10 protein-coding genes are annotated in these 10,938 nt (G+C 71.5%); 7 read left to right on the forward strand and 3 right to left on the reverse strand.

The features are described 5' to 3' along the window. The first annotated feature begins 151 nt into the window (after positions 1–151). From D7W79_RS31160 to D7W79_RS31170, 3 genes are all read left to right on the forward strand, one after another. Positions 152–820, forward strand: coding sequence for a PASTA domain-containing protein (locus D7W79_RS31160; protein WP_120529014.1), 669 nt, complete (start codon positions 152–154; stop codon positions 818–820). 4 nt (positions 821–824) lie between these two features. Next, a complete protein-coding gene (locus D7W79_RS31165; protein ID WP_120529015.1) occupies positions 825–1,274 on the forward strand; it encodes a PASTA domain-containing protein in 450 nt (149 codons plus the stop codon). A 105-nt stretch (positions 1,275–1,379) separates the two neighbouring features. Beyond that, positions 1,380–3,941 (forward strand): DEAD/DEAH box helicase, encoded by a 2,562-nt coding sequence (locus D7W79_RS31170; RefSeq protein WP_120529016.1) that lies wholly within the window; start codon positions 1,380–1,382, stop codon positions 3,939–3,941. A 6-nt stretch (positions 3,942–3,947) separates the two neighbouring features. On the opposite strand, the gene D7W79_RS31175 is transcribed toward D7W79_RS31170, so the two are convergent. Then, positions 3,948–4,241 (reverse strand): LysR family transcriptional regulator, encoded by a 294-nt coding sequence (locus D7W79_RS31175; protein ID WP_120529022.1) that lies wholly within the window; start codon positions 4,239–4,241, stop codon positions 3,948–3,950. Between the two features lie 100 nt (positions 4,242–4,341). Here D7W79_RS31175 and map point away from each other — a divergent pair, with 100 nt between their 5' ends. Further along, positions 4,342–5,133, forward strand: coding sequence for a type I methionyl aminopeptidase (gene map, locus D7W79_RS31180; protein ID WP_120529017.1), 792 nt, complete (start codon positions 4,342–4,344; stop codon positions 5,131–5,133). 57 nt (positions 5,134–5,190) lie between these two features. Next, positions 5,191–6,171 carry a YeiH family protein gene (locus D7W79_RS31185; protein WP_244222070.1) on the forward strand — a complete coding sequence of 327 codons (981 nt, stop codon included), beginning with the start codon at positions 5,191–5,193 and terminating at the stop codon, positions 6,169–6,171. 58 nt (positions 6,172–6,229) lie between these two features. Here the strand turns inward: D7W79_RS31185 and D7W79_RS31190 are convergent, their stop codons facing one another. Next, a complete protein-coding gene (locus tag D7W79_RS31190; protein ID WP_120529018.1) occupies positions 6,230–7,144 on the reverse strand; it encodes a LysR family transcriptional regulator in 915 nt (304 codons plus the stop codon). Between the two features lie 133 nt (positions 7,145–7,277). Between D7W79_RS31190 and mltG the strand changes: the two genes are divergently transcribed. Together mltG and D7W79_RS31200 are read left to right on the forward strand one after the other, a co-directional pair. Then, positions 7,278–8,294 (forward strand): endolytic transglycosylase MltG, encoded by a 1,017-nt coding sequence (gene mltG / locus D7W79_RS31195; protein ID WP_120529019.1) that lies wholly within the window; start codon positions 7,278–7,280, stop codon positions 8,292–8,294. A gap of 9 nt (positions 8,295–8,303) precedes the next feature. Continuing rightward, the gene (locus D7W79_RS31200; RefSeq protein ID WP_120529020.1) at positions 8,304–9,995 is read left to right on the forward strand and encodes a sensor histidine kinase; all 1,692 of its coding nucleotides are present in this window, start codon (positions 8,304–8,306) and stop codon (positions 9,993–9,995) included. 6 nt (positions 9,996–10,001) lie between these two features. Here D7W79_RS31200 and D7W79_RS31205 read toward each other — a convergent pair. Next, positions 10,002–10,938: hypothetical protein (locus D7W79_RS31205; RefSeq protein WP_276375521.1), on the reverse strand; the 937-nt coding region annotated here is incomplete at its 5' end.

Raw genomic sequence — 10,938 nt, forward strand, 5'->3', positions numbered from 1 at the left:
GGAGGCGGGGGTCCGGGTGGGGCTGGCGCCCGTCTTCGTCAAGGAGGCCGGCCAGTACGGCCGCGTGCTGCGGCAGGTGCCGGAGTCCGGCGCCATTCAGGCCTCGGCTTCCGTGCAGTTGTTCATCGGCCAGGCAATGGAGGGCTGAACCATGGCGGATTCGAATGACGTCCCCCAGTTGGAGGCACTGAGCGCACCGCTGGGCGCGTTGATCTCCGCGGTGGGCCGCGGGGTGGCGGAGGCCCAGCGGGAGCTGGATGCGGAGACCATTGAGCGGATCCGCGAACTCTACGCCTCGGACGAGGACCTGGCGGTGGAGCTGCAGCGCATCGGCTACCGGCCGACCTGGTACCACATCCCCGAGGCCGAGGCGGAGATCGCCGTGGCGCTGTCCATCACGTCGGAGGAGCGCTCGGAGGGGAGGACGCGGCTGAAGATGTACGGCGCGCCCCTGGACGCCAGCTACACCAACCGCTTCGCCTACAGCCTGACGGCGCAGTCGCGGCTGAAGTTCCGCGTGGTGCCGGTGCCGCCCTCGCCCCAGGCGGAGGCGCTGGTGGTGGTGCCGGCGGTCGTGGGCAAGACGGTGGCCGATGCGCGGGCGCTGCTGTCCGCCATCGGTGTCCCGCACCGCTTCCCCGACGGCGCGGCGGACGCCTCGCGGGTCATCTCGGCTTCGGTCGCGCCGGGGGCGCTGCTTCCGCGCGGCACCGAGCTGGTGCTCACCGTGCAGGCCACCGGGGGCGGGAAGCTGCCCCCCACCAGCACGCCCATCCGCTCGCCCGTCCTGGAGCCCTCGACGGCTGGGACGTTGAAGTGAGCCGGTGTTCCCCGCCGCGGAGGAGCCCTCCAGCGCGATGAGCGACGCCATCGACCTGGAGGCCCTGCTGGTGGAGCTGCGTGAGTCGCTCGCGCGGGTCCACGCGCGGCTCGGCGCCGGCCCCTTCGTGCTGGGGCCGGTGGAGCTGGAGCTGCGCGGCCGGGTCACCGCGGATGGGACGGGAATGCAGTTCACGCCCGGAGGCTCCGGCGAGGTGCGGGCCCTCTTCGTCCAGGCGGGCCCCGAGGCGGCGCCACCTCCCGCGCCGGAGCTGCTGGGGCTGACGCGGAGTGCCGCCGTGCGCAGGGCGCGCTCGGCCGGCGCCTCGCTGGAGGTGACGGACGTGCCCTGCCTGTCGCCGGAGCAGGCCGGGCGGGTGTGCTGGCAGCGCCCCGCGGCTGGAGGGCCCTTGCGGGAGGGCCGCATCGCCGTGGGCCTCTACGTCTCCCGGTAGGCACGGCCCCTGAACGCCAGGACCGTGGTCGCGTCCGAACACCTTGGGTCCGCCGCCGCGTGATTTTTCCCGGGGACCGGGCGGCACCCCCTAGAGTCGGGGGCGATGAGTGCCTCCGCCGACACCCGCGCCCCGCTCGCCGCCCTGCTGCCCAAGCCCGGCGAGCCCCCTCTCGATGCCGACGAGATCCTCAACCGCTTCGTGAGCTACGTGGCCACGAACGGCCTGAGCCTGTACTCCGCCCAGGAGGAGGCCATCCTGGAGCTCCTGAGCGACAAGCACCTGTTCCTCAAGACGCCCACCGGCTCCGGCAAGTCGCTGGTGGCCATGGCGCTCCACTTCAAGGCCATGGCCGAGGGCAAGGTGTCGTTCTACACGTGCCCCATCAAGGCGCTGGTGAACGAGAAGTTCTTCGCGCTCTCCAAGGCCTTCGGCCCGGAGAACGTGGGCATGCTCACGGGCGACGCGTCCATCAACCGCGAGGCGCCCATCCTCTGCTGCACGGCGGAGATCTTGTCGAACCTCGCGCTGCGTGACGCCTCCGCGCGCGTGGACGCGGTGGTGATGGACGAGTTCCACTACTACTCCGACAAGGACCGCGGCGTGGCCTGGCAGATTCCCCTGCTGGCGCTGCCCAGGACGCAGTTCCTCCTGATGTCCGCCACGCTGGGCGACACGCACGTCATCGAGCAGAGCCTGGAGAAGCTCACCGGCCGCGAGGTGGCCACGGTGCGCAGCTCCGAGCGCCCCGTGCCGCTGGACTTCGACTACCGCGAGGTGCCGCTGCACGAGACCATCCAGGACCTCATCGCGCGCGGGAAGTACCCCGTGTACCTGGTGAACTTCACGCAGCGGGCCGCGGCCGAGCAGGCGCAGAACCTGATGTCCGTGGACTTCAACACCAAGGAGGAGAAGGAGGAGATCCGCCAGGCCCTCCTGGACGCCCCCTTCGACACGCCCTACGGCAAGGACTTCCAGCGCTACCTGCGCCACGGCATCGGTATGCACCACGCGGGCCTGTTGCCGAAGTACCGGCTGCTGGTGGAGAAGCTGGCGCAGCAGGGCCTGCTCAAGGTCATCAGCGGCACGGACACGCTGGGCGTGGGCGTGAACATCCCCATCCGCACGGTGCTCTTCACGCAGCTGTTCAAGTTCAACGGCGAGAAGTTGGCCACGTTGAGCGTGCGCGACTTCAAGCAGATCGCCGGCCGCGCGGGCCGCAAGGGCTTCGACACCGAGGGCAGCGTGGTGGCGCAGGCCCCGGAGTACATGATTGAAAACATCCGCCAGGCGGCGAAGGAGGCCGCAGGCAAGAAGAAGACGCCCAAGGCGAAGCCGCCGCAGAAGGGCTTCGTGCAGTACGACAAGAGCACCTTCGAGCGGCTCCAGAACGGGCTGCCGGAGCCGCTGGAGTCGCGCTTCGACGTGAGCCACGGCCTCCTGCTCAACCTGCTCCAGAGCGACAAGACGGAGGGCAGCGGCGGCTACAAGCGGCTGGTGCAGCTGGTGATGCGCTCGCACAGCTCCGACTACACGAAGAAGAAGCTGCTCAAGGACGCGGCGATGTACTTCCGCACGCTGCGCGACGCGGGCATCGTCAAGGTCGTCCAGTGGGAGAAGCACTCCGCCACGGTGGAGGTGTCCGAGGACCTGCAGCGCGACTTCAGCCTCAACCACACGCTGTCCCTGTACCTGCACGAGACGCTGGAGCTGTTGGACCCCACGCTGGAGACGTACGCGCTGGACGTCGTCACGCTGGTGGAGTCCATCCTGGAGAACCCGGACGTGGTGCTGTACGCGCAGCTGCACCAGCTGAAGGGGGAGAAGATCCAGGAGATGAAGGCGCGGGGCGTGGAGTACGACGACCGCATGGAGGAGCTGGAGAAGCTGGAGTGGCCCAAGCCGAACCGCGAGTTCGTCTACGGCACCTTCAACGCCTTCGCGAAGAAGCACCCGTGGGTGGGCGAGGAGAACATCCGGCCCAAGTCCATCGTCCGGGACATGTTCGAGCGCTTCATGTCCTTCCACGACTACGTGCGTGAGTACGGCCTGCAGCGCAGCGAGGGCGTGCTGCTGCGCTACGTGGGAGACGTCTACAAGTCGCTGGTGCAGACGGTGCCGGAGAAGTTCCGCAACGAGGACCTGGACGACATCATCGACCACCTGCGCGCGACGCTGCGGCAGGTGGACTCCAGCCTCCTGGATGAGTGGGAGCGGATGCGCAACCCGGAGGCCCCGGTCGAAGTGAAGCCGGTGGTGGACCTCAAGCCCAAGGAACTCACGGAGGACCCCAAGGCCTTCGCCGCGCGCGTGCGCGAGGAGCTGCACCGGCTGCTGCGCGCACTGGGCCAGCGCCGCTACCTGGACGCGCTGGGCATGCTGGACAACGCGCTGGGGGAGTGGACCGCGCCGAAGCTGGAGCAGGCCATGGCGCCGTACTTCGAGGAGCACAAGCTGGTGGTGCTCACGCCCCAGGCGCGCAAGCCGGCGAACACGCAGCTCAAGGAGACGGGCACGCGCCAGTGGGAGGCCCAGCAGCGCATCATGGACCCCGAGGGCCATGGGGACTGGGTCATCGACTGCGAGATCGACCTGCGCGGCCGGCGCATGGACGACGGCCCCATCCTGATGCTGCGCCGCATTGGCGGCATGGCCGCCTGGTCGTAGAGCGTGTCAGGCGGGAGGCGGCTTGGAGGCTCCGGAGCCTTGGGCCGCCTCGCGCACGGTGCGGGCGGCGACCTCCACCTCTTCGAGGATGCGGCGCGCGTGGTGGAGCAGGGCCTCGCCGGTGGGCAGCAGGCGCATGCCCCTGGGGACGCGCTCGAAGAGGGGCGTGCCCAACTCGTCCTCCAGCGCGAGGATGTGACGGCTGAGCGGCGGCTGGGTGAGGTGCAGCCGGCGCGCGGCCCGGCCCACGTGGCCCTCTTCCGCCACCGCGACGAAGGACTGGAGGTGCGTGATGCTCACGCGCGCGAGGGTAGCGCGAGTCGGGCGCACCGTGCACGCCGCCCCGTGATGCCAGAACAGCATTGGACGTTCCGGAAGGGCGGGTGCCACCTTGCCCGGCATGGGCATTCCCCTCTTCAAGGGCAGTGATGTGGAACGGCTGCGGCTGGCGGGCCGCGCGGCGGCGGGCACGCTGGAGCACGTGGCCACGCGGCTCCAGCCGGGCGTGACGACGGCGGACATCGACGCGTGGGTTCGCGAGGACACGGCGCGGCGCGGGGGCACCCCGAGCCAGCTGGGCTACAAGGGCTATCCCGCCACGGTGTGCACCAGCCGCAACCACGTGGTGTGCCACGGCATGCCGCGCTCGGATGAGGTCCTCGAGCCCGGGGACATCATCAACGTGGACGTGACGACGCACCTGGATGGCTTCCACGGCGACACGTCCGCCACGTTCATGATTGGCGAGGTCTCCGCCGATGCCAGGCACGTCGTGGATGTGGCGCGGCGGTGCCGGGACGTGGGCGTGTCGGTGGTGCGGCACGGCGCGCGGCTGGGGGACATTGGCGCGGCGGTGATGGCGCTGGCCAGGGCGGAAGGGTGCAGCATCGTGGAGGAGTTCGGCGGCCACGGCATCGGCCGGCAGATGCACGGGGAGCCGCACGTGCCGCACGTGGGGAAGGCGGGCACGGGCATCACGCTGCGCTCGGGGATGGTCATCACCATCGAGCCCATGGTGAACCTGGGGCGCCCGGACATCCGGATGATGCCGGACGGGTGGACCATCGTGACCGCGGACGGCAGCCTGTCCGCCCAGTTCGAGCACACGGTGCTCGTCACCCGCGAAGGCTGTGAAGTCCTCACGCCGAGCGAGCTGTCGCTGCACATCCCCGTGAGACATCCAGAAAGCTGATAGCCCATCGCTTCTGCCATCTGGTGCCGGGGGCCCGCCGCGCGCATCACTTCGCGCATGGAAACGCCTCCCCTGGTCCCCGCCACCCGGTCCCGGCCGTGGACGCCCGGGCACGTCCTCCTGCCTCTGGGCGCGGCGGTGTGCCTGCTTCCCGTTGTCTCCACGGGGCTGGCGCTGCTCGCGGGGCTGGGCGTCGCCATGACGGTGGGCAATCCGTTCGCCGGGACGACGCGCAAGCTGACGCCCCGGTTGCTGTCCCTGGCGGTGGTGGGGCTGGGCGCGGGCATGGACCTGGGCGCCGTCCTCTCCGCGGGGCGCGAGGGGCTGGGCTACACGGTGGTGGGCATCGCGCTGTGCCTGGTGCTGGGAGTGGGCCTTGCCCGGCTGCTGGGCGTCCCCCGGGTGACGGGGCTGCTCATCAGCGTGGGAACGGCCATCTGCGGCGGGAGCGCCATCGCGGCGGTGGTGCCGGTGCTGCGGCCCCAGGAGCACGAGACGTCCGTGGCGCTGGGCACGGTGTTCCTGCTCAACGCGGTGGCGCTGTTCGTCTTCCCCGTCGTGGGCCACGCGTTGGGGCTGACGCCGCACCAGTTCGGGCTGTGGTGCGCGATGGCCATCCACGACACCAGCTCCGTGGTGGGCGCGGCGCTGCGCTATGGCCCCGAGGCCCTCGCGGTGGCCACCCCCGTGAAGCTGGCGCGCGCCCTGTGGATCCTCCCACTGACGGTGGGTCTGGCGGCGTGGAAGCGCCGTGAAGGCGATGCGGTGACGGGCAAGGTGCGCCGGCCGTGGTTCATCGCCGGGTTCCTGGGCGCGGCCGCGGTGGTGACGGTGTTTCCGGCGCTCAAGCCGGTGGGACAGGGCGTGGCCGCCGTCGCGCGGCAGGTGCTCGTCGTGACGCTGTTCCTGCTGGGCGCGGGGCTGACGCGCGACACGCTGCGCGCCGTGGGGCTCCGGCCGCTCGCGCAGGCGGTGGTCCTGTGGCTGCTCATGGCGGGGCTGTGCCTGGGGGCACTGCGCCTGGGCTGGGTCGGCTGAAGCCCGTGCGCTCAGGCCCGGTGGCGCCGGGGCCACGGCCAGTCGCACCGCGAGGGTTTCAGGGCAACAGCACGGGCGGCGCGGCGCGGGCGTGGCGCAGGAAGCGCCCCGCGGCTCCGGACGGTTCATCCACGGGGAGGGCCCAGGAGAACGCGCGCGGAATGCGCAGCCCGGGCACGGGCAGCACCTGGAAGCGGCCCAGGGACAGCTCGCCGTGGATGCTCCAGCGGGACAACAGCGCCACGCCCAGGCCCAGGGACACGGCCTTCTTGATGGCCTCCGTGCTGCCCAACTGGAGGTCGCCGCGCTGGGGGCCCTTGCGCACGCCCGCCTTGCGCAGGGCCCGGTCCAGGACGGCGCGGGTGCCGGAACCCTGCTCCCTCCAGAGCAGTGGCACCTCCCGCAGCGCGGCCATCGTGCGGATGCGCAACCACTCCGGCGGCCCCTGTGACGCGACGACCGGCACCAGCTCGTCGTCAAGGTAGCGCTCCAGCCGGATGCCCGGCGCCCGCGCGTGCCCCTCCACGAGCCCCAGCGGCACCCGGCCCTCCGCGAGCCACGCCAGCACGTCGCGCGTATTGCCCACTTCCAGACGGACCTGGAGATCCCGGTGGGTGCGCAGGAACGACGCCAGGAGTCCAGGCACGATGGCGTTGGCGAGCGTGGTGCTGGCCGCCAACGCCAGCTCGCCCGTGAGCGTCTCCTCCGCCGCGACGGCGAGCGCCGCCTCGTCCAGCAAGCCGTGGATGCGCTGGGCGTAATCGAAGAGCACCCGCCCCGCCGCGTTCAGCCGCACGCCCCTCGCGGTGCGCACGAGGAGCGGCTGGCCGCAGTCCGCTTCCAGCTGACGGATCTGCGCCGTCACCGCGGGCTGCGACAGGTGGAGCAGGCGCGAGGCTGCGGAGATCTGCCCGGTCGTTGCGACGACACGGAAGGTTTCGAGCCGGCGGGGATCGACGAACAAGGCGGCCATCCTAGACGACGCCTGGAGGAAGGGGCCCCCTCATCGGTGGGTGTTGAGAAAGGGGCGCTTGCGTCCGCCTGCCCGGCCGCGTGACAGGTGGTTCTCGTTGGAAGCGTCAGGGCCTTTGATAGGTTGGCGCCCCATGAAGAAGATCCTGGTCGCGCTCCTCGTGCTCATCGTCCTGGCGGTCGCGGGGGTGGGCGGAGCGTTCATGCACTTCCAGAACGCCACCACCGCGCCGCACGCCGCGGCGGACCCGGCGCCCAAGGAGTTCATCGTGAAGAAGGGCGCGTCCGCGCGCTCGCTGGGCCAGCAGCTCCAGGCCCAGGGCTTCCTGGACGACCCCACCGTGTGGCGCTTCCACCTGTGGCGCCGGGGCAGCCTCAACGTGAAGGCCGGCCGCTTCATGCTGAGCCCCACCGCCTCCGTGGCGGAGCTGGCCACCGCGCTGGAGGGCCAGCCGCTGCCGGAGGACGTGCCCTTCGCGATGATTGAAGGCTGGCGCCTGCGCGACACCGACCAAGTGCTCGCCGCCCAGGGTCTCATCAAGCCGGGCGAGTACATCGCCGCGGCCAGCCGCCCGGACCGCTTCACCGCGCCGTTCCCGCTGCCCACGCGCAGCCTGGAGGGCTACCTGTACCCGGAGACGTACGGCATCGTCGCGGAGAACTTCAAGGTGGAGGCGTTCATCCAGCGGCAGATCGACACCTTCCGCGCCCGCTTCTACGACGCGCACCAGGAGGAGATCGCCAAGAGCGGCCGGTCGCTGCACGACATCGTCGTGATGGCCTCCATGCTGGAGCGCGAGGAGCCGGTGCCGTCCCAGCGCGCGCTCGTCGCGGGCATCCTCTGGAAGCGCGTGGACAAGGGCTTCCCGCTGGGCGTGGATGCCACCAGCCGCTACGAGCTCGCGGAGTGGAACGACCGCAAGGCGTTCCTCAAGCGGCTGCGGGACAACTCGGATCCGTGGAACTCGCGCACCCGCGCGGGCCTGCCGCCGGGCCCCATTGGCGCGCCCACGGTGGACTCGCTCGTCGCCGCGCTGCGGCCGGTGAAGAGCGACTTCTGGTACTACCTGCATGACGCGCAGAAGGTCCTGCACCCGTCCCGCAACGCGCAGGAACACGAAGCACTGCGGGCCAAGTACAACGTGTACTGAGGCCCGCCGATGACGTCCCCCCTCGTCAAGCCAGACGGTCCCCCGGTTCCCGCCGCCAGCGCGGAGGCCGTGTTGCGAGAGGAAGTGGCCTTGCTGCGGCTGGAGGCCGAGCGCCTCCGCCGGCTGCTCGAGACCGCGGCGACCGTCACCTGGACGAGTCGCATGGGCGACGCGAGATCGCCCCTCTCGCCCTCGTGGACGGCCTTCACCGGGCAGCCTCCGGAGCAGCTGCGCGACCGGGGCTGGCTCCAGGCCCTGCATCCGGACGACCGGGAAGGGGCGCTGGCGGCGTGGGAGCAGGCCAAGGCCACACAGCAGCTCTTCTCCACGCGCTACCGGCTGCGGCGCGCGGACGGCGTCTACGTGTGGATGCTCGTCCGGGGCATGCCGGTGCTGGGGCCGGACGGCGCCGTGCGCGAGTGGGTGGGCACCTGCATCGACATCCAGGCGCAGGCCCTGGGCGAGGAGCGCGCCGCGTTCCTGGCGCGGGCCAGTGAGCTGTTCTCGTCGTCGCTGGACCCGGCCGCCACGCTCGCGTCGCTCGCGAACCTGTCGGTGGGGACGCTCGCGGACTGGTGCATCGTGGACGTGCTGCACTCGGACGGGCACTTCGAGCGCGTCCAGGTGGTGGCGGCGGATCCGGTCCTGGCTTCGCTCGCGGCCGCCGTGCAACAGCTGCCGCCGGTGCCCCGCGAGCGGCCCGTCTATCCTCCCGCGGTGGCGCTGGCCACCGGCCGGTCCACGGTCGTGCCGGAGGTCACCGAGGCGCTGATGCAGGCCGTGGCGCAGGACCCGAACCACCTGACGGCCATGCGCACCGTCGGCATCCGGTCGCTGCTCACGGTGCCGCTGCTGGCCCGGGGCCACATCCTGGGGGCGCTGACCTTCCTGGTCACCACCTCCGGCCGCCGCTATGGCGACGACGACCTCCGGTTCGCCCAGGAGCTGGCGAACCTGGCCGCGCTCGCGGTGGACAACGCGCGGCTGCTCCAGGGCGCGCGCGATGCCGTCCGCCTGCGCGACGAGTTCCTGTCCGTCGCGAGCCATGAATTGAAGACGCCGCTGACGCCGCTGAGCCTGAAGCTCCAGGCGCTCTCGCGCGCGGTGAAGGCGCACCCGGACTCGCCGCTCGCGCCCGTCATCGAGGCGCACGTGGAGATGGGGCACCGCCAGGTCCGCCGGCTCACGGAGCTGATGAACGACCTGCTGGACGTGTCGCGCATCAGCGCCGGCACCTTCCGCCTGCAGCGCGAGGCCGTGGACGTCGCGGAGGTGGTGCGCGAAGCGGCCGCGCGGTTCGCGCCCAGGTTCACGGTGGAGCGCTGCGACTTCCGCGTGGAGGCGCCGGAGCCGGTGCACGGCCACTTCGACCGGGCCCGGCTGGCGCAGGTGTTGGATCACCTGCTGGACAACGCCCTCAAGTACGGCGCCGGCACACCGGTGTCCGTGGGGCTCGCGGTGGATGGGGCCATGGCGCGCATCACGGTGCGCGACGGTGGCATCGGCATCTCCCCGGAGCAGCGGCCCCGCCTCTTCGAGCGCTACGGCCGCGCGGTGTCCGAGCGCCACTACGGCGGCCTGGGGCTGGGGCTGTACCTCACCCGCACCATCGTGGAGGCCGAGGGCGGGAGCGTGTCCGTGGACAGCCGCCTGGGCGAGGGCGCGACGTTCACGGTGGAGCTGCCGCTCACGCGTCCCTGAGCCGCGCTACGGCGTGCTCGTGCCGGGCGGCTGGGGCGACGTGTGGAACATGTCCGCGAGGATGCGCTCGGCCGCGTCCGCGAGCAGGTCCCGCGCCATGCGCGTCTCCTCGCCGAAGATGCCGCGCGACGTGCGCGCGTCCAGCACGTGCGTGGCGAGCAGCGAGAACGCCGCGGGCTCGTCGAAGGTCGCCTCCGAGGAGAGGACGCGCTTGCCGGGCTGTTGATCCTCCTCGTGGAAGCGCCCCTCCCAGGTGTCGCCCAGGGTGATGGAGAAGTACTGCGCCGCCACGTTGCCGGGCCGCGACATGTGCGAGGCGGCCACCACCGCGCGAAGCTGGCCGCGCTCCTCGGCGGTCATCTGGCGCTTCCAGGCTTCCACCGACGCGTGCATCGTGTCGATTTGATCCCTCGCCGAGTCCTCCGCGTTCTTCATCAGGTCCGGCACCTGGGCGTGGATGAACGTGGAGAGCTGCGCCCGCGTCACGCGGTTCGTGGCCAGCACGGAGTCCACGAGCGCGAGCGACGCGTCGAGCATCCGGTGCTGCCGCGCCAGCGCTTCGGCCGGAAGGCCGCGAGCGTCCAGGCTGGTGGCCGACGCGGTGATGAGGCCGCGCATCATGTTCAGGCGCGTGCGCGTCTCGTCGTCGAGCGCGTCCTGCTGGCTGGCGAGCAGGACGTGGAGCGCGAGGGGGACGTGGGTGACGGCCTTGTACTCGTGGTAGCGGCGCGTGCGCGCGGGGGCCTCGAAGCGCTGGCCGCCCTTGCGCAGGATGAGCACGTCGTCGATCTGCGCGATGACGGGGCCCATGCGGGACAGCACCGCCTCACGGCGCGCGGCGTACGCGTCGCGGAAGGCCTGGTTGAGCACGGAGAGCGGATCCGCGGGCTCCAGCGCCACGGTGCGCGCGACGTCGGAGGGCGGTTCGGGAGGAGGGGAAGGG

Origin of the sequence: Corallococcus exercitus (assembly GCF_003611585.1) — a bacterium.
In the GTDB taxonomy this organism is placed as follows: Bacteria; Myxococcota; Myxococcia; order Myxococcales; family Myxococcaceae; genus Corallococcus; species Corallococcus exercitus.